14 protein-coding genes are annotated in these 18,780 nt (G+C 59.4%); 13 read left to right on the forward strand and 1 reads right to left on the reverse strand.

The window, feature by feature from the left end; genetic code table 11:
- Window positions 1–5: 5 nt before the first annotated feature.
- A complete protein-coding gene (gene aceE, locus VD17_RS26555; RefSeq protein WP_033055454.1) occupies window positions 6–2,651 on the reverse strand; it encodes a pyruvate dehydrogenase (acetyl-transferring), homodimeric type in 2,646 nt (881 codons plus the stop codon).
- A 383-nt stretch (window positions 2,652–3,034) separates the two neighbouring features.
- Between aceE and glnE the strand changes: the two genes are divergently transcribed.
- The 13 genes from glnE (at window position 3,035) to VD17_RS26620 (ending at window position 18,773) form a co-directional block, all read left to right on the forward strand.
- Window positions 3,035–5,974 (forward strand): bifunctional [glutamate--ammonia ligase]-adenylyl-L-tyrosine phosphorylase/[glutamate--ammonia-ligase] adenylyltransferase, encoded by a 2,940-nt coding sequence (glnE, locus tag VD17_RS26560; RefSeq protein WP_046056426.1) that lies wholly within the window; start codon window positions 3,035–3,037, stop codon window positions 5,972–5,974.
- Window positions 5,975–6,323: 349 nt separating this feature from the next.
- Window positions 6,324–7,358 (forward strand): lipopolysaccharide heptosyltransferase II, encoded by a 1,035-nt coding sequence (gene waaF / locus VD17_RS26565; RefSeq protein WP_046056427.1) that lies wholly within the window; start codon window positions 6,324–6,326, stop codon window positions 7,356–7,358.
- Between the two features lies 1 nt (window position 7,359).
- Window positions 7,360–8,421 carry a lipopolysaccharide heptosyltransferase RfaC gene (gene rfaC, locus VD17_RS26570; RefSeq protein WP_046056428.1) on the forward strand — a complete coding sequence of 354 codons (1,062 nt, stop codon included), beginning with the start codon at window positions 7,360–7,362 and terminating at the stop codon, window positions 8,419–8,421.
- Window positions 8,421–9,542, forward strand: a complete 1,122-nt coding sequence (locus VD17_RS26575; RefSeq protein ID WP_046056429.1) for a glycosyltransferase family 4 protein — start codon at window positions 8,421–8,423, stop codon at window positions 9,540–9,542. The genes rfaC and VD17_RS26575 overlap by 1 nt, the downstream gene beginning before the upstream one ends.
- Window positions 9,542–10,348 carry a lipopolysaccharide core heptose(I) kinase RfaP gene (gene rfaP / locus VD17_RS26580; protein WP_046056430.1) on the forward strand — a complete coding sequence of 269 codons (807 nt, stop codon included), beginning with the start codon at window positions 9,542–9,544 and terminating at the stop codon, window positions 10,346–10,348. Before VD17_RS26575 ends, rfaP begins: the two co-directional genes overlap by 1 nt.
- The gene (locus VD17_RS26585; RefSeq protein WP_046056431.1) at window positions 10,348–11,082 is read left to right on the forward strand and encodes a lipopolysaccharide kinase InaA family protein; all 735 of its coding nucleotides are present in this window, start codon (window positions 10,348–10,350) and stop codon (window positions 11,080–11,082) included. Before rfaP ends, VD17_RS26585 begins: the two co-directional genes overlap by 1 nt.
- Window positions 11,079–11,831, forward strand: a complete 753-nt coding sequence (locus tag VD17_RS26590) for a lipopolysaccharide kinase InaA family protein (RefSeq protein ID WP_046056432.1) — start codon at window positions 11,079–11,081, stop codon at window positions 11,829–11,831. The genes VD17_RS26585 and VD17_RS26590 overlap by 4 nt, the downstream gene beginning before the upstream one ends.
- Window positions 11,831–13,282, forward strand: coding sequence for a lipopolysaccharide kinase InaA family protein (locus VD17_RS26595; RefSeq protein WP_046056433.1), 1,452 nt, complete (start codon window positions 11,831–11,833; stop codon window positions 13,280–13,282). The genes VD17_RS26590 and VD17_RS26595 overlap by 1 nt, the downstream gene beginning before the upstream one ends.
- Window positions 13,283–13,493: 211 nt before the next feature.
- A complete protein-coding gene (locus VD17_RS26600) occupies window positions 13,494–13,829 on the forward strand; it encodes a YceK/YidQ family lipoprotein (RefSeq protein WP_080932079.1) in 336 nt (111 codons plus the stop codon).
- A 71-nt stretch (window positions 13,830–13,900) separates the two neighbouring features.
- Complete coding sequence (locus VD17_RS26605; RefSeq protein ID WP_046056435.1) at window positions 13,901–14,779, forward strand: DUF3800 domain-containing protein; 879 nt, start codon at window positions 13,901–13,903, stop codon at window positions 14,777–14,779.
- Between the two features lie 226 nt (window positions 14,780–15,005).
- Complete coding sequence (locus VD17_RS26610; protein ID WP_008146248.1) at window positions 15,006–16,763, forward strand: carbamoyltransferase family protein; 1,758 nt, start codon at window positions 15,006–15,008, stop codon at window positions 16,761–16,763.
- Complete coding sequence (locus VD17_RS26615; RefSeq protein WP_046056436.1) at window positions 16,747–17,877, forward strand: glycosyltransferase; 1,131 nt, start codon at window positions 16,747–16,749, stop codon at window positions 17,875–17,877. The genes VD17_RS26610 and VD17_RS26615 overlap by 17 nt, the downstream gene beginning before the upstream one ends.
- Complete coding sequence (locus VD17_RS26620; protein WP_046056437.1) at window positions 17,877–18,773, forward strand: antimicrobial resistance protein Mig-14; 897 nt, start codon at window positions 17,877–17,879, stop codon at window positions 18,771–18,773. Before VD17_RS26615 ends, VD17_RS26620 begins: the two co-directional genes overlap by 1 nt.
- The last annotated feature ends 7 nt before the right edge of the window (window positions 18,774–18,780 follow it).

Below are 18,780 nucleotides of genomic sequence, written 5' to 3' on the forward strand. Positions count from 1 at the left end.
TCTCCTCAGCAGTCCAGTGGGTTGCGTTTTTCCGGGTTGATCCCGAACTTGGCGATGGCTTCAGCCACCACTTTAGGTTCGATGTCACCACGGTCAGCCAAGGCTTCCAGGGCTGCCAACACCACGAAATGACGGTCGACTTCGAAGAAGTGACGCAGCTTCTTGCGGCTGTCACTGCGGCCGAAACCGTCGGTGCCCAGGACTTTGAATTCCTTGGACGGGACCCACTGACGAATTTGCTCAGCGAACAGCTTCATGTAGTCGGTAGACGCAATGACCGGACCTTGACGGCCGTTCAGGCACTCTTCGACATAGCTCAGTTTAGGTTTCTGGCCCGGGTGCAGACGGTTGCTGCGCTCTACGGCCAGGCCGTCGCGACGCAGTTCGTTGAAGCTGGTAACGCTCCACACATCAGCGCCGACGTTGAACTGTTCACGCAGGATTTTCGCCGCTTCGCGAACTTCGCGCAGGATGGTGCCGGAGCCCATCAGCTGAACGTGGTGCGCCGCTTCGCGGGTGTCTTCCTCGAGCAGGTACATGCCCTTGATGATGCCTTCCTCGACACCGGCCGGCATGGCTGGTTGCTGGTAGGACTCGTTCATCACGGTGATGTAGTAGAAAACGTCCTGCTGCTCTTCGGTCATCTTCTTCATGCCGTCCTGGATGATCACCGCCAGCTCGTAGCCGTAGGTTGGATCAAAGGTGCGGCAGTTCGGGATGGTGGCAGCCAGGATGTGGCTGTGACCGTCTTCGTGTTGCAGGCCTTCGCCGTTCAGCGTGGTCCGGCCGGCGGTGCCGCCGATCAGGAAGCCACGGGTACGGCTGTCGCCGGCAGCCCAAGCCAGGTCGCCGATACGCTGGAAGCCGAACATCGAGTAGAAGATGTAGAACGGCAGCATTGGCTGGTTGTGGCTGGAGTACGAAGTACCGGCAGCGATGAAGGAGCTCATGGCGCCCGCTTCGTTGATGCCTTCTTCGAGGATCTGGCCCTTTTTGTCTTCCTTGTAGAACATCACCTGGTCTTTATCGACTGGCTCGTAGAGCTGGCCGACGGACGAGTAGATGCCCAACTGGCGGAACATGCCTTCCATACCGAAGGTACGGGCTTCGTCCGGGATGATCGGGACGATGCGCGGACCGATTTCCTTGTCCTTGACCAGTTGCGCGAGGATCCGCACGAACGCCATGGTGGTGGAAATTTCACGGTCGCCCGAGCCGTCCAGGATGGCCTTGAGGGTATCCAGCGATGGCGTCGGGATGTCGAAGCTTTTGGCGCGGCGCTGTGGCACGAAACCGCCCAGTGCAGTGCGACGCTCGCTCAGATAACGGGCTTCGGCGCTGTTTGGCTCTGGCTTGAAGAACGGCAGGTTTTCCAGCTCGGAGTCTTTGACCGGAATGTCGAAACGATCGCGGAACAGCTTCAGGCTTTCAACATCAACTTTCTTGGTGTTGTGCGCAGTGTTCTTCGCTTCGCCGGCACCGGTGCCATAACCTTTGATGGTCTTGGCCAGGATGACGGTCGGTTGTTCTTTGTGGTTGACCGCTTCGTGGTACGCCGCGTAGACCTTGTACGGGTCGTGACCGCCACGGTTGAGTTTCCAGATCTCGTCGTCGGACAAGTCTGCAACCATCGCCTTGAGTTCTGGCGAGTTGAAGAAGTGTTCACGTACGAACGCGCCGTCTTTGGCTTTGTAGTTCTGGTACTCGCCGTCGATGACTTCGTCCATGCGGCGTTGCAGGATACCGTCGACGTCTTTGGCCAACAGTGGGTCCCAGAAACGGCCCCAGATGACTTTGGTCACGTTCCACTGAGCACCGCGGAACACGCCTTCGAGTTCCTGGATGATCTTGCCGTTGCCGCGAACCGGGCCATCAAGGCGCTGCAGGTTGCAGTTGATGACGAAGATCAGGTTGTCGAGCTTCTCGCGGCCAGCCAGCGAGATCGCGCCCAGGGATTCCGGCTCGTCACACTCGCCGTCGCCCAGGAAGCACCAGACTTTTTGCTTGCCTTCAGGGATGAAGCCACGGGCTTCCAGGTACTTCATGAAGCGTGCCTGGTAGATCGCCTGGATCGGGCCCAGACCCATGGATACAGTCGGGAACTGCCAGAAATCAGGCATCAGCCAAGGGTGCGGGTAGGACGACAGGCCCTGACCGTCCACTTCCTGGCGGAAGTTGTTCATCTGGTCTTCGGTGATGCGGCCTTCCATGAACGCACGGGCGTAAACGCCTGGCGAGGTGTGACCCTGGAAGTAGATCAGGTCGCCGCCGTGTTCGTCGGTCGGGGCCTGGAAGAAATAGTTGAAGCCGATGTCGTACAGGGTTGCGCTGGAGGCGAAGCTGGAGATGTGACCGCCCAGGTCAGAATCTTTCAGGTTCGTACGCATCACCATGGCCATCGCGTTCCAGCGTACCAACGAGCGAATGCGGCGTTCCATGAACAGGTCGCCAGGCATGCGTGCTTCGTGGGTAACGGGGATCGTGTTGCGGTATGGCGTGGTGATGGCGTAAGGCAATTGCGAACCGCTACGGGTTGCGAGTTCGCCCATACGGGTCATCAGATAGTGAGCGCGGTCTTCGCCTTCTTTGTCGAGAACCGATTCCAGGGCGTCCAGCCATTCCTGGGTTTCGACGGGATCGAGGTCTTGCATGGCTTGCTCCAGGGCGGAAAGGCTTCCAGAATCGGTTGCCTGAGTTTGCGACTGGCCTTGTGGGCAGACGATATAAATTCTTGGATTGCCGAGAGGTTGTTCCGGCGGCGTGTAGTTTTACTACAAATCATCGGGCATTTCAGCCTTTCGAATGTATATACGAGTAGTAAAACTACAGATGAGCGGCTTGTGGCCTCCAGCTGCGTTGTGAGAATAATCGTTAAGGTTGGTCTTTTGCCAACCAGAAAAGGTGAAAGCTTGATGCTGTCTGCCAAAAATAAAGAAATTTCAGCTATTTCTAACCTTTGTTCGACAGTCGATCAGGTAGTGCATTCTCGCGAATCACTACATGCAGCCCTCTACACGCCGATCAAGGATAGACCATGAGCCTCCCTTCGCTTGCCGAACTGCCCGGCATCCTCCTGCCGTTTGTCACCCGCGCCGAGCAGTCGTTCCGTGCGGCCGTCGCGGTGCTTCCCGACGATCATGGTCTGGCCGGCTGGACGCCTGAACGCTGGGCGCAATTCGCCCGGGTCACCGCTGCCAGCGACTTCGTGATTGAACAAAGTGTCCGCGACCCGCTGATGTTGCTGGAGCTGGTGCAGTCCGGTGAGCTGGACCGAAGTTTTGCGCCCGGCGAGCTGTGCGCGCAGATTGCGGCAGCGGTGAATGCCGCGGAAACCGACGATGGGCTCGGTCGCGCTCTGCGTCGTCAACGTACCCGTCATCAAGTGCGGATCATCTGGCGCGACCTGAATCGTCAGTGCGATTTGATCCAGACCTGCCGCGACCTCTCGGACATGGCCGATGCCAGCATCGATCAGGCCTATCAGTGGTTGTACTCGCGGCATTGTCAGCAGTTCGGCGTGCCGACGGGCCGGCGCAGCGGCGAGCCGCAGCAAATGGTCATTCTCGGCATGGGCAAGCTCGGCGCGGTGGAGCTCAACCTGTCGTCGGACATCGACCTGATCTTCGCCTATCCCGAAGGCGGCGAAACCGTCGGGGTCAAACGCTCGCTGGATAACCAGGAATTTTTCATCCGTCTCGGCCAGCGCCTGATCAAGGCTCTGGACCCGATGACCGTCGACGGTTTTGTTTTCCGCGTCGACATGCGCCTGCGGCCTTACGGTTCGGCCGGCGCATTGGTGTTGAGCTTCAACGCGCTGGAGCAGTATTACCAGGATCAGGGCCGTGACTGGGAACGCTACGCGATGATCAAGTCGCGGGTGGTGGCCGGCGATCAGGTGGCCGGTGCGCAATTGCAAGACATGCTGCGGCCGTTCGTTTATCGGCGTTATCTCGACTTCTCGGCGATCGAAGCGCTGCGCACCATGAAGCAGCTGATCCAGCAGGAAGTCCGGCGCAAGGGCATGGCCGACAACATCAAACTCGGCTCCGGTGGCATTCGTGAAGTCGAATTTATCGCCCAGGCATTCCAGCTGATCCACGGTGGCCGCGACCTGAGCTTGCAGCAGCGACCTCTATTAAAAGTATTGAGCACGCTGGAAGGTCAGGGTTACCTGCCGCCAGCGGTGATCAGTGAGCTGCGCGAAGGCTACGAATTCCTGCGCTACACCGAACACGCGATCCAGGCGATTGCCGACCGCCAGACCCAGATGTTGCCGGACGGCGCTCAGGATCAGGCGCGCATTGCCTTTATGTTGGGTTTTGACGATTGGTCGGCTTTCCATGAGCGGCTGATGTATTGGCGCGATCGCGTGGCCTGGCACTTCGGTCAGGTGATCGCCGATCCCGACGAAGAGGAAGGTACCGAAAGCGAAGTGGTGGTCGGCGGTGAATGGCTGCCGTTGTGGGAAGAGGCTCAGGATGAAGAGGCCGCTTGCCGTCAGTTGGAAGAGGGCGGTTTCGTCGATGCTTCCAAGGCTTTGAAAGCCTTGGCTGGCTTGCGCAGCAGCCCGCAATTGCGCGCGATGCAGCGCTTGGGGCGTGAGCGTCTCGATGCCTTCATTCCGCGGTTGCTGGCTCAGGCTGTCGAACACGCCAATCCGGATCTGGTGCTGGAAAGAGTATTGCCGCTGGTGGAAGCCGTGGCCCGACGTTCCGCGTACCTGGTGTTGCTGACCGAGAATCCCGGCGCGCTGCGACGCTTGTTAACCTTGTGTGCCGCGAGCCCGTGGATCGCGGAACAGATCACCCGCTTCCCGCTGCTGCTCGACGAATTGCTCAACGAAGGTCGGCTGTTCAAACCGCCGCTGGCGCCGGAACTGGCCGCCGAGTTGCGCGAGCGTTTGACGCGGATTCCCGAAGATGACCTCGAACAACAGATGGAAGCCTTGCGACATTTCAAACTGGCGCACCGCTTGCGCGTCGCCGCTTCGGAAATCGCCGGCAGCCTGCCGTTGATGAAGGTGAGTGATTACCTGACCTGGCTTGCTGAAGCGATCCTCGAACAAGTGCTGGCCCTGGCCTGGCGCCAGACCGTGAGTAAATACGGCACGCCGAAGCGCACCGACGGCACCTTGTGCGATCCCGGCTTCATCATTGTCGGTTATGGGAAAGTCGGCGGTCTGGAACTGGGGCATGGTTCGGACCTGGACCTGGTGTTCATCCACGATGGCGACCCGCAGGCGGAAACCGACGGGCCGAAGCCTATCGACGGCGCGCAATTTTTCACCCGGCTGGGGCAGCGGATCATTCACTTGCTCACGGCCCAGACCAACTCCGGTCAGCTGTATGAAGTGGACATGCGTCTGCGGCCGTCCGGTGCGTCGGGGTTGTTGGTGAGTTCGCTCGGTGCGTTTGCGCGGTATCAGGAAAATGAAGCCTGGACCTGGGAGCATCAGGCGCTGGTGCGGGCGCGGGTGCTGGTGGGCAGCCCGGACGTCGGCCAGGCGTTCGAGAAAGTCCGCGCGGCGGTATTGGGCAAGCCGCGGGACCTGGCGACCTTGCGCCAGGAGGTCAGCGAGATGCGCGCCAAAATGCGCGATAACCTCGGCAGTAAGAGCACCGCGGCCGGCACCGGAGCAAATGCCTTCGAGGCCACGGCGCCGTTCGATCTCAAGCAGGACGCCGGAGGTATCGTCGATATTGAATTTATGGTGCAATACGCGGCCCTGGCGTGGTCCGAATCGCACCCGCCATTGCTGCGCTGGACTGACAATATCCGCATTCTGGAAGGGCTGGAGGAGGAAGGGCTGATGCCCGCCGAAGACGCCAGCCTGTTGCGCGAGGCCTATAAAGCCTATCGCTCCGCCGCTCACCGGCAGGCCTTGCAGAAGGACGCCGGGGTAATACCGGGCGACCAGTTCGTGGACGAACGGCGGCAGGTAGTACGGATCTGGCGCGAGCTGGGGCTAAGCTGAAACCGGATAGTTGAAACACCCAATACCCATGTGGGAGCGAGCTTGCTCGCGATGATGCCGTCACATTCGACATTGATGGTGACTGTCACGCCGCTATCGCGAGCAAGCTCGCTCCCACAGTAGTTCTGCGGTGTTTTGTAGATTGAAGTAGCTAAGCTGCACCGCACTGGATGTGCACCAATACCCAATGTGGGAGCGAGCTTGCTCGCGATGAGGCCGTCACATACAACATTTATGCTGACTGTCGCGCCGCCCGGAGCAAGCTCGTTCCCACAGTAGATCTGCAGTGTTTTGTAGAATTCTCGAGGCGGGGAGGCGTATGCCTCCCCGGCTCGTTTATGGAAACCACATGAAAATTCTGATCGTTGGGCCCAGTTGGGTCGGTGACATGGTGATGGCGCAGACACTGTTTCAGTGTCTCAAGCAGCGCCACCCGCAATGCGAAATCGACGTGCTGGCCCCCGAGTGGAGCCGGCCGATTCTTGAGCGCATGCCCGAAGTACGCCAGGCCTTGAGCTTTCCGCTCGGTCACGGTGCTTTGGAGCTGGCGACGCGTCGGCGCATCGGCAAATCCCTGGCCGGCCAGTACGACCAGGCGATCCTGCTGCCCAATTCCCTGAAGTCGGCATTGGTGCCGTTCTTCGCCGGCATCCCGAAACGTACCGGCTGGCGTGGCGAGTTCCGCTACGGCCTGCTCAATGACGTGCGCACGCTGGATAAAGAACGTTACCCGCTGATGATCGAACGCTTCATGGCCTTGGCTTACGAGCCCGGTGCCGAGCTGCCGACACCTTATCCACGGCCGAGCCTGCAAATTGACCCGGTGACGCGCGAAGCAGCAATGGCCAAATTCGGCCTGGCTCTCGACCGCCCGGTGTTGGCGCTGTGCCCCGGTGCCGAATTTGGCGAGTCCAAGCGCTGGCCGTCCGAGCACTATGCCAAGGTTGCCGAAGCGAAGATCCGCGAAGGTTGGCAAGTCTGGCTGTTCGGTTCGAAAAACGATCACGCTGTCGGCGAAGACATCCGTTCGCGGCTGATTCCCGGTTTGCGTGAAGAGTCGGTGAACCTCAGCGGCGGCACCTCCCTGGCCGAAGCCATCGACCTGATGTCCTGCTCCGACGCGGTGGTGTCCAACGACTCCGGCCTGATGCACGTCGCCGCTGCGCTGAATCGCCCGTTGGTGGCGGTTTACGGCTCGACGTCGCCGGGTTTCACGCCGCCACTGGCCGAGCACGTCGAGATCGTGCGCCTGGGCATCGAATGCAGCCCCTGCTTCGATCGCACGTGCCGCTTCGGTCATTACAACTGCCTGCGCCAGCTCATGCCGCAAGCGGTGAACGAAGCCTTGCAGCGTTTGCAAGGCACTGTGGTCGAGGTCAAATAGTTTGCGGGTACTGCTGATCAAGACTTCTTCGCTGGGCGACGTGATTCACGCGTTGCCGGCGCTGACCGACGCGGCACGGGCGATCCCCGGCATCCAGTTCGATTGGGTGGTGGAAGAAGGTTTCGCCGAAATCCCGACCTGGCACCCGGCCGTGGGCAAGGTGATTCCGGTGGCGATCCGTCGCTGGCGCAAAAACATCTGGCAGACCATCAAGAGTGGCGAATGGAAGCGCTTCAAGCAAAGCGTTCGCGCCAACAAATATGACTTGGTGATCGATGCCCAGGGCCTGCTGAAAAGTGCGTTGCTGACTCGATACGCCAAAGCCCCGGTGGCCGGGCTGGATAAAAATTCGGCCCGCGAGCCGATTGCCGCACGCTTCTATTCCCGGCGTCTGGCCGTGGCCCGTGGGCAACACGCGGTGGAGCGAGTGCGTCAGCTATTTGCCGTGGCCCTGGGTTACGACCTTCCAAAAGGCTTGGGCGATTACGGCCTGAATGTCGAGCGACTGGTGGAATTGCCGCGCAAGAATCCTTACGTGGTGTTCCTGCACGGCACCACGTGGGACACCAAACACTGGCCGGAAGCCTACTGGCGCGAGTTGGCCGAGCGCGTTGGCTATCTCGGTGTCGCGGTGAAGCTGCCGTGGGGTAATCCGATCGAGAAAGCCCGGGCCGAGCGCATCGCCAAAGACATGAGGCACGTCGAAGTGCTGCCCAAGCTGAACCTGGCGGGTGTCGGCAAAGTGCTGGCCGGCGCGCAAGCCTGCGTGGCGGTGGACACCGGTCTCGGTCACCTCGCCGCAGCGCTCGACGTACCGACGCTGTCGCTGTTCGGCCCGACCAACCCGGGCCTGACCGGTGCCTACGGTAAAGCGCAGATTCACATCGCCAGCGATTTCCCCTGCGCACCGTGTATGCAAAAGAAATGTACGTATCAACCGACGGCCGAAGATGCCCGTCAGTTTGACCTTAAACGCGAGTGGCCCCTGTGCTTCACGCGTCTGAATCCCGAGCGTGTCGCGACCCGACTGAGCACGTTGTTACTGGCTGAGGACCTGCGCTGATGCAATTGGCATTCGTCTTGTACAAGTACTTTCCATTCGGGGGCTTGCAGCGCGATTTCATGCGCATCGCCCTGGAATGTCAGCAGCGCGGCCATCAGATTCGGGTCTACACGCTGATCTGGGAGGGCGACATTCCGCCGGGCTTCGAAGTGTTGGTGGCGCCGGTCAAGGCGTTCTTCAATCATCGACGCAACGAGAAACTCAGCGAATGGATGGAGGCGGATCTGGCCAAACGTCCGGTGGACCGTTTGATCGGCTTCAACAAAATGCCGGGCCTGGACGTCTACTACGCCGCCGACGGCTGCTTCGAAGACAAAGCGCAAAACCTGCGCAACTCGCTGTACCGACGTTGGGGCCGCTACCGGCACTTCGCCGAGTACGAGCGTGCGGTGTTCGCCAAGGATGCCAAGACCGAAGTGCTGATGATTTCCGAAGTCCAGCAACCGCTGTTCATCAAGCATTACGACACGCCGCTTGAACGCTTCCATCTGCTGCCGCCAGGTATCTCTCAGGACCGTCGTGCGCCGGCCAATGCCGCCGATATTCGTGCCGAATTCCGTCGCGAATTCAGCCTGAAAGACGATGATCTGCTGCTGGTGCAAATCGGCTCCGGGTTCAAGACCAAGGGCGTGGATCGCAGCCTCAAGGCGCTGGCCGCATTGCCCGCTGATCTGAAGAAACGCACCCGGCTATTTGTAATTGGCCAGGACGACCCCAAATTGTTCCAGATGCAAAGCGCCACATTGGGGCTCGGCGAAAACGTGACGTTCCTCAAGGGCCGCAGCGACATCCCGCGTTTTCTGCTCGGAGCCGATCTGTTGATTCACCCGGCGTACAACGAAAACACCGGGACTGTGTTACTCGAAGCCCTGGTGGCCGGGTTGCCGGTGCTGGTGAGCGCGGTGTGTGGTTACGCCCATTACATCGCCGAGGCCGACGCCGGTCTGGTGCTGGACGAACCTTTCGATCAGGCGCAGCTGACTCAGTACCTGACCGGCATGTTGAACGACGCTCAAGCACGGGCGGCCTGGAGCCGCAATGGTCTGGCCTTTGCCGAGACGGCCGACCTCTACAGCATGCCGCAGCACGCGGCCGATGTGATTCTGGCGGAGCACGCTTAATGAAGTTGATGCTGGCTGAACCGTTCAAGAGCCTCTGGGCCGGACGCGACCCGTTCGCTGAAGTCGAGGGCCTCCAGGGCGAGGTATACCGCGAACTTGAAGCGCGCCGGACCCTGCGTACCGAAGTCAATGGCAATGGCTTTTTCGTGAAGATCCACCGTGGCATTGGCTGGGGCGAAATCTTCAAGAACCTGCTCACCGCCAAGTTGCCGGTGCTCGGTGCCGGCCAGGAATGGAAGGCTATTCAGCGTCTGCAAGAAGTCGGCGTGCCGACCATGACCGCCGTGGCTTATGGCGAGAAGGGCAGCAACCCGGCGGACCAGCATTCGTTCATCGTCACCGAAGAGCTGGCGCCCACGGTCAGCCTCGAAGATTTCAGCATCGACTGGGTCAAGCACCCGCCAGAGCCAAAACTCAAGCGTGCACTGATCGCCGAAGTTGCGCGTATGACCGGCATGATGCACCGCGCTGGCGTCAACCATCGCGACTGCTACATCTGCCACTTTCTGCTGCACACTGACAAACCGGTGACAGCCGATGATTTCAGGCTCTCGGTGATCGACCTGCACCGCGCCCAGACCCGCCCGACGATTACCCAGCGCTGGCGCAACAAGGACCTGGCCGCGCTGTATTTTTCGGCACTGGACATTGGCCTGACCCGTCGCGACAAATTGCGTTTCCTCAAGGGTTATTTCCAGCAGCCCCTGCGCCAGATACTGAGCGAGGAAGCCGGGTTGCTCGCCTGGCTCGAAGGCAAAGCAAACAAACTTTACGACCGTAAACAGCGATACGGGGATGCGCTCTGATGGCGGGTTGGAAACTGGAGCCTGAGTACAGCGATCTGGCAGAAGATTTCGGCAGTCTTGAGGCTGTGTTTGCGCTTGAGGGTGAACGCCTGACACGCGACCTGTTGTCCGAGGTCATTCGCGTCCAGCGCAATGGCGTCAACTATTACGTCAAACGCTACGTGGGTGCGGGCAAAGGTCTGCGTCGCTACCTGGGTAAACCCCGGGTGAAAGCCGAATGGCAGAATCTCAAGCGCTTCGCCAAGTGGGGCATTCCCACCGCCGAAGTGGTGGCCTGGGGCCTGGAACGTCGCGGTGCGGCGTACGATCGCGGGGCAATGATCACCCGTGAGCTGCCGCATACCGAAGACTTGTCGGCGTTGGCCGAGCGGCATGATCCAAAGCTGGCGGACCGCGCCTGGGTCGATAACGTCAGCCGGCAGCTGGCGGGTTATACCCGGACCATGCACGACCACCGCTTCACTCATAACGATTTGAAGTGGCGCAACCTGCTGATCGACGATGACGCCAGGCTGTTTCTGATCGACTGCCCCAATGGCGATTTCTGGCGCGGCTTCTGGCTCAAGTACCGGATCACCAAGGACCTGGCCTGTCTGGACAAAGTCGCCAAGTATCACTTGTCGGCTACCCAGCGCCTGCGCTTTTACCTGCAATACCGCCAGTGTGATCGGCTGAATCCCGCCGACAAAAAACGGATCCGGCACGTGGTGAGATTTTTCGAGGGGCGCGAATGACTGATTTTCTGGCGGCTGAAGACCGTGCGCTGCTTGAGCGTCACGGCCTAGGCACCTTCGACGCACTCTGGGCCAAGCAGCTCGACGCTGTGGATGAACCCAACACTGCTCGCGGTGGCTGGAGCAGCGTGTTTCGGCTGGATCTGGAAGGTCATGGTTACTACCTTAAACGCCAGAGCAACTACCAGATGCGCACCTTGCATGCGCCCTTTGGCGAGCCAAGCTTTGCCCGTGAATTTCGCAATATCAGTCGCTATGAAAAGTTCGGTATTCCAGCGCTGAAGGCGGCGTTTTTTGGTGAGCGCAAAGTCGACGGCGAAGTCCGGGCGATTCTGCTGACCCGTGCCCTGGATGGTTGGGATGACCTGGATTCGCTGTTGCAGCGTTGGTCGGACCTGAGTTCGGCGCAGCATTCGGCCATTCTGAAGGCCTGTGGGCAATTGGCTCGGCGCCTGCACGGCGCGCGTCAGGTTCACGGTTGCTTCTACCCCAAGCACATTTTTCTCCAGGCCACCGGCAACGGTTACCTGGCCCAACTGATCGACCTGGAAAAGACCCGGCCGTTGCTGTTTGGTCTGCGTGATCGGGCCAAAGACCTGGAGCCGTTGGTGCGTCGGGCGCCTGAGTGGAGCGAAGCGCAGTTGCGCGAGCTGCTGGCCGCCTATCTGGATCAATCGCAAGACAGTTCGCTGATAGACAGCTGGCTTACGCGCCTGAGCGCGCGGCGCAGTCATAAGGAGACGCGCTGATGCGTTTGTCCGAGCTGAAAAACGCTGGCCGCAGTCCAAGCCTGCCGTTGAACATTCCACTGGCCGATGCCGCCGGCCCTGCCGAGCTGCAGTTGCTGAATCTGTTGCGGGTGTTGCCGGGGCAGCGTTATGTCGGTGCGGGCATCTGGCGCGGGCGACCGGTGCTGGCCAAGTTGTTGGTCGGCAGCAAAGCGGCGCGGCATTTTCAGCGTGAGCTGGACGGCGTGCGGTTGCTGGCGGCTCAGGGGTTGACCACGCCGTTGCTGCTGGCTGATGGCCTGAAAGACGGCGAAGGCGGTTGGCTGCTATTCGATTTCCTTGAAGGCGCCGAAAGCCTTGGGGATGCCTGGGAACGGGTCGAGCACTTGCCGATGCTGGCGGATGAGCAATCGGCGGTATTGGCCGATGCGCTGGGTGCGATTGGTCAATTGCACCGCAAGGGCCTGTGGCAGGAAGACCTGCACCTGGACAACCTGCTGCGCCAGGGCGGTCGACTGTATTTGATCGACGGTGCCGGAATCCGCACGGAGACGCCGGGCCAGCCGCTGTCGCGACAGAAAGTCCTGGAGAATCTCGGGGTGTTTTTCGCCCAGTTGCCCAAGACGCTGGAACCCTACACCGAAGAGTTGCTGGTGTATTACCTGCTGAGCAACGGCGAGCATGCCTTGCCGATGGAAGCGTTGCAGAAGCAGATCAGCAAGGTTCGCACCTGGCGACTGAAGGACTTCCTGATCAAGGTCGGCCGCGAATGCACGCTGTTCAGTGTCCAGCGCGGCGCGTTCGGCTTGCGGGCGATTCGCCGCGAGGAAGAAGCGGCGATGCTGCCGGTGCTGGCGCAGGCCGATGCGTTGCTCGATCAGGGCCATCTGTACAAGACCGGCGGCGCGGCGAGCGTCGGCAAGGTCGAGGTCGCCGGTCGCACGCTGGTGATCAAGCGCTACAACATCAAGGGTTTTGCCCACTGGCTCAAACGCTTCTGGCGTCCGAGCCGTGCCTGGCATTCCTGGCGCGAAGGCAATCGCCTGGCGTTTCTCGGCATCGCCACGCCCAAGCCGTTGGCGTTGCTGGAGCAGCGTTTTCTCTGGTTGCGCAGTCGGGCTTATCTGGTGACCGAGTATTTGCCGGGACCGGACATCATCGAGCGGTTTGCGCCTTATGTTGAAAGCGGTGAGGCACCGGAAGCCGAATTGCTGGCACTGGATCATTTGTTTGCCGAGCTGATTGGCGAGCGGATCAGTCACGGGGATTTCAAGGGGCATAACCTGTTCTGGCAGCACGATCGCTGGGCGCTGATTGATCTGGATTCGATGTGTCAGCACGCCTCGCTCAACAGCTTCGCCCCGGCCTATGCGCGGGATCGGGCAAGGTTCATGCGTAACTGGCCTGAGAGCAGTGCGCTGTATCAGGTCATTGATCAGCGTCTTCCCCAAGATATCTCTAGCGCTGCCTGAATCCCTTCGCGAGCAAGCTCGCTCCCACACGGGATCTGTGTCGCAACGCAGAACCACTGTGGGAGCGAGCCTGCTCGCGATGGGGCCAGAACAGCCACCCAAGATTAAGGGACAGGTTCTTATGAAATGTCCTACATGATCTACAGAGCCCATGAACTGTGCCCTGAATAGCCGCGATGCTAGTTTGCCTGACGTTCACGGAGGGCAGATTTTGACGATAAAAATGACGGTGTTACTGAGTACTTTTGCACTGGTTTTATCAGGCTGCGGGACCGCTGTTACGGTGTTGCAGGATGACGAAGATTCGGCTCGTAGCCTCAGAAAGCAAAAGACCTACTGTCAATCCATACCGCGTATCTACAGCGGCCTGGCTTACGACTTTTGCGTATTAAATGCAGCGCCTGATCCCACGGGTATTCTTTTGCCGTTCGTATTGGTGGATTTCACCCTCTCGGGTGTTTTCGACACCGTCCTCCTGCCTTATACGGTTTACCGGCAAGCTACCGACGGCAATATCAGTATTTACTGGCGAGCAGGCCGCGGGTAACTCTTTTGTATTCCGGCGTGTCAGTGCCACACCTAACGCACTTGGCTCGAAGAACAAAAGGTGAATAGTTCGTGTCGACCCCAATTTTGCCCTCTCAACAGTTTTTCCTTTTTGAAAACGAAAGCGAAGCTGAAACTAATGTTGAGGCGCAAAAGCTTTTACCTCCGTCCGGGAGGTACAGCGATTTCATAATCTATGTGGATGAGAGCGGCGATCATGGGATGCAAACATTAGATCCAAACTACCCAATGTTTGTGCTGGCATTTTGTGTGTTTCATAAAAGGCATTATTGCGAAAAGGTTATTCCTGCCCTTCAGAAGTTCAAATTTAATCATATGGGTCATGACCTGATCGGTCTGCATGAATTGGAAATTCGAAAAGAAAAGGGAGCGTTCTCTAGTCTTTTCACATCAAGGCAGCACAAACATGCCTTTCTCGATGAATTGACGGGAATCATTGAGGCCAGCAATTTCGTCCTGATCAGCTGCGTTATCGACAAAGCCGCTCTTCGCGAAAAGCAAGGTCCTGTCCACAATCCTTATCATGTCGCGCTCGGATTCTGCCTTGAAACGCTTTATGAGTATTTGCAGGAAAAGAATCAACAGAGTGTTTTAACTCATGTGATTTTCGAGCGTCGAGGGAAGCGGGAGGATAATGAGCTTGAACTGGAGTTTCGTCGCATGTGCGATGGCGCGAACAGATTGGGCATACAACTGCCGTTCGACATCGTATTTGCAACCAAACAAGTGAATTCCACGGGGTTACAACTAGCGGATCTTGTTGCAAGACCCATTGGTATGAGCGTTTTGCGGTCGGGGCAAGAAAATCGTGCCTTTGACGTGCTCAAGCGCAAGTTCTACTGCAGTGGTGGGCGTAACAATGTGGGAGAGGGTTTCGAGAATTGGGGGTTAAAAATTTTCCCTCTCTCAGAAAGCGAAAAGCCCCGGTGAAACTCACCGAGGCCACAACGCCGACCGGGATCCCCCAGTCCATTTGCGCAGGAGTCTATGTCGAGGTCCGTCATCTGTCAACGCGCCAGCTTGCGACTCCGGCTAGAGGCTTGCCGTCGCTTTTAAGCTATAATCCCGCCCTTTAGCTGCCACTCGCCCATTGCGAGGGCACATTAATCTTTGAGGCGCCTTGCGCCTGCATGCAGACTAAAGAGGCTAGACCCCTGTGGCATTGACGATTCTTGGCCTGTCCGGCGCCCTTAGCCATGATCCTTCCGCAGCGTTGTACATCGACGGCAAGCTGGTCGCGGCGGCTGAGGAAGAGCGCTTTGTGCGCGATAAACATGCAAAGAACCGCATGCCTTACGAGTCGGCGAAGTTCTGCCTCGAGCAGGCCGGCATCAAGCCATCCGACGTTGATGTGGTAGCGATTCCGTTCGCGCCGATCAGCCTGTTCGGCAAGGCTCGCTGGCATTACGCCAAGCGTTACTGGTACGCCCCGGACCGCGCGCTCGACGCGATCCTGATGGGTAACCGTCGCTACAAGCGCTATCGCAACAAGATTGTCTGGTGCCTCGAGCAATTGGGTTTCGATCCGAAGAAAATCAAGATCGAGCCGGTCGAGCATCACCTGGCCCACGCCTCCAGCGCTTATCACTGCTCCGGTTTCAAAGAGAAAACCGCGATCCTCGGGATCGACGGCAAGGGTGAGTACGCCACGACCTTTTTCGGTTACGGCGAAAACGGCAAGATCCACAAGATCAAGGAATTCTTCGATCCGGACTCCCTCGGCGGCCTGTACGGCGCGATCACCGAGTTCCTCGGTTTCGAGATGCTCGACGGTGAGTTCAAGGTCATGGGCATGGCGCCGTATGGCGATGCCAGCAAGTACGATTTCTCGCGCCTGGCTTCGTTCGAGAACGGCGAGCTGGTGATCAACACCGACTACGCCAACGTCATCGGCCTGCGTCGTTATAAAGAGAAGGGCAAAGGTTTCTACTTCTCGCCGAAGCTGATCGAGTGGCTGGGTCCCAAGCGCGAAGGCGACATCGCCGACGAGCCGTACATCCACTACGCCGCGAGCATGCAAGCGCTGTTCGAAAAGATCTCGCTGCAGATGATCGACCATTACCTGGGCGACGTGCTCAAGGAAACCGGCAAACTGGCCTTCGCCGGTGGCTGTGCGTTGAACGTCAAGCTGAACCAGAAAATCATCGCCCGCGATGACGTTAAAGAACTGTTCGTGCAGCCTGCGTCCGGCGATGCCGGCACCGCGGTCGGCGCGGCGGCCTATGTGTCCCACGCCCGTGGTGTGCCGGTCGAGAAGATGGAACACGTCTACCTCGGCCCGTCGTACACCAACGAAGACGTGCTCGCCGCGTGTGCCCGCCACCCGAGCAAGCCGGTATGGCGCAAGCTTGAGAACATGCCGGAAAACATCGCCAAAATCATGGTCGATGGCAACCCGGTGGCCTGGTTCCAGGGCCGCATGGAATTCGGTCCGCGCGCCTTGGGCGGTCGTTCGATCATCGGTTGCCCGAGTGCAACTGGCGTGGCTGACCGCATCAACCACCAGATCAAGTTCCGCGAGCGCTGGAGGCCTTTCTGCCCGTCGATGCTCGACACCGTTGCACCGCAGATGATCAAGATCGATCACCCGGCGCCGTTCATGACCTTCACCTTTGAAGTGGCGGAAGAGTGGAAGACCCGCGTGCCGGAAGTCGTCCATGAAGACGGCACCTCGCGAGCCCAGGTGCTCAAGCGCGAATACAACCCGCGCTACTACGACATGATGAAGGCGCTGGAAGTGCTGACCGGTAATGGCGTGTCGCTGAATACCTCGCTCAACCGTCGCGGCGAGCCGATGATCTGCTCGCCGACGGACGCCCTGAACATGTTCTTCGGTTCCGATCTACAGTATCTGATCATGGAAGACATCCTGGTGGTCAAAGAGGGCGCGGACGCATATGACACGCTCGGCTGAACGCCATGTGCTGCAGTTCTGTCACGGCTATGACGGGCCGTTTCTGGACTGCGCCCGGCAGTACGCCAGCCTGTTCGCGGGGACCGGGTATCGAGTGACCACGGTGTTTTTGACCGGGGCTGCCGATGCTGAAGTCGCCGCGGGCTGTGCTTCCGATGAAGTGCTGTTCATGGAATACAGCTCCAAGGCCATTCGTGGCCTGAAGCTGGGCGCCATCAGCGATCTGCGCAAGATCGCCGCCTCGCGCAATTTCAGCTTTTGCATCGCCCACCGTTTCAAGCCTATTTATATCGCCTTGCTCGGCACGTCGTTGCCGGTGATTGGCGTGCATCACGCGTTTGACGATTACAAACGCGGCACACGCAAACTCTTCGCGAATATTTTCCGCAAGCGCCTGAGCCTGCTCGGGGTTTCCGATGCCGTGCGCGACGACATGCGCCATTGCCTGCCGAAGTGGCCGGCGGCGCGGATTCAGACGCTCTATAACCGTATCGATGTGCAGACCTTGCAGGACACCCAGGTGTCGGTTCGCGAGGCCCGGGAAACCCTCGGCCTGGCGCCGGATGCCTGGGTTGTCGGCAATGTCGGACGGCTGCATCCGGACAAGGATCAGACCACGCTGCTGCACGGTTTTGCCGCGGCGTTGCCGGGTTTGCCGGCCAGCAGCCAGTTAGTGATTCTCGGTGCCGGTCGACTGGAACAGGACCTCAAGGCCCTGGCCCGTGAGTTGGGTATCGGCGACCGCGTGCTGTTTCTCGGTCAGGTGCCTGAGGCTCGGCGTTATTTCCGTGCCTTCGATGTGTTTGCCCTGAGTTCCGATCACGAGCCGTTCGGCATGGTGCTGCTGGAGGCCATGGCTGCCGGTGTGCCCTTGCTCGCCACGGCGTGTGGCGGGGCGAAAGAAGTGGTCGAGGGCGTCGGTATTCTGTTTCCGCTGGGCGATGCCGAACACTTGGCTCAAGGGCTGCAACATCTGGCCGCGATGGACGAGCAGCAACGTCACCAGTGCGCCGAGCTGATGCTCGATCGCTTGCGTGAGCGCTTCTCCGACCGCGCGGTGCGCGATGCTTTCTGGCGTTTGCCGCACGTTACCGAACTGGCGCCGAGGGGCTGATGCTCAACCGATTTCAAGGCTGGCGTGAACGTGGCTGGGCGGTAGTCGACGCCTCGACATATGCTCAAGCCTGGCAACGTTATGGCGGCAGCGTCGCCACTCATCCCGTGGTGGTCGAGCGGCTTGCGCAGTTGGCCGACATTCCTGTGCGCTACCTGGCCTGGGAGCAAAACGGTGAAGTCAAAGCCGCGATCCCGACCTGGGGCCGCGACCTCGCCTTGTCCAAGGACGTGCTCAAACGCTGCGGTAAAAAAGGCCTGTTCGACCTCGGTAATGCCGAATTCATCCTGCCGGCCGCTGCCGATGCACAAGCGCCGCTGCGTCATCGTGGGCGTTACCTGTCGGCGCTGAATGAAGGACGCTTCACCGGCATCAAGTTGCAGGCTGAACAGCTGGCGATGGCCCGCACTCCCGAAGAGCTATCGAAGAAGTTTCGCTACAACCAGCGCCGTGAATTGCGATTGCTGGAAGAAGCGGGTGGAGTGGTCCGGCCGGTCGCGGAGTTTTCCAGCAGTGAACTGGCGGCGATCTATTGCGACCTGTTCCAGCGTCGCTGGGGTTTCCCGGCGACGGGGGCCGAGCGCATGGCTGAGGTCATCGAGTTGCTGCGTGATTTGTTGATCGGCTCGGTGATTTTCCTCAACGATGCGCCGATAGCGATTCAACTGGTCTACCGTGTCGAGACACCGCAGTGGATCAGCGTCGAGTACATCAATGGCGGCGTCGATCCCGAAACCCGCGAATTCAGTCCGGGCAGCGTGCTGAGTTTTCTCAATACGCAAAGCGCCTGGGAGCATGCCCGGGCGTTGAACAAACCGCTGCGCTTTTCTTTCGGTCGCGCCGATCGTGAATACAAGGATCGCTGGTGCAATCCTGTGCCGGTATTCACCGTATGAGTCAGCC

This window comes from Pseudomonas fluorescens, from assembly GCF_000968015.1.
GTDB classification, from domain to species: Bacteria; Pseudomonadota; Gammaproteobacteria; order Pseudomonadales; family Pseudomonadaceae; genus Aquipseudomonas; species Aquipseudomonas fluorescens_W.

Excerpts from the sequence above, each read along its gene's own strand:
- glnE (WP_046056426.1), top strand. The coding sequence starts at position 3,035 with ATGAGCCTCCCTTCGCTTGCCGAACTGCCCGGCATCCTCCTGCCGTTT.
- VD17_RS26620 (WP_046056437.1), top strand. The coding sequence starts at position 17,877 with ATGCTCAACCGATTTCAAGGCTGGCGTGAACGTGGCTGGGCGGTAGTC.
- VD17_RS26585 (WP_046056431.1), top strand. The coding sequence starts at position 10,348 with ATGGCGGGTTGGAAACTGGAGCCTGAGTACAGCGATCTGGCAGAAGAT.
- rfaP (WP_046056430.1), top strand. The coding sequence starts at position 9,542 with ATGAAGTTGATGCTGGCTGAACCGTTCAAGAGCCTCTGGGCCGGACGC.
- aceE (WP_033055454.1), bottom strand. The coding sequence starts at position 2,651 with ATGCAAGACCTCGATCCCGTCGAAACCCAGGAATGGCTGGACGCCCTG.
- VD17_RS26590 (WP_046056432.1), top strand. The coding sequence starts at position 11,079 with ATGACTGATTTTCTGGCGGCTGAAGACCGTGCGCTGCTTGAGCGTCAC.
- VD17_RS26595 (WP_046056433.1), top strand. The coding sequence starts at position 11,831 with ATGCGTTTGTCCGAGCTGAAAAACGCTGGCCGCAGTCCAAGCCTGCCG.
- waaF (WP_046056427.1), top strand. The coding sequence starts at position 6,324 with ATGAAAATTCTGATCGTTGGGCCCAGTTGGGTCGGTGACATGGTGATG.
- VD17_RS26575 (WP_046056429.1), top strand. The coding sequence starts at position 8,421 with ATGCAATTGGCATTCGTCTTGTACAAGTACTTTCCATTCGGGGGCTTG.
- VD17_RS26615 (WP_046056436.1), top strand. The coding sequence starts at position 16,747 with ATGACACGCTCGGCTGAACGCCATGTGCTGCAGTTCTGTCACGGCTAT.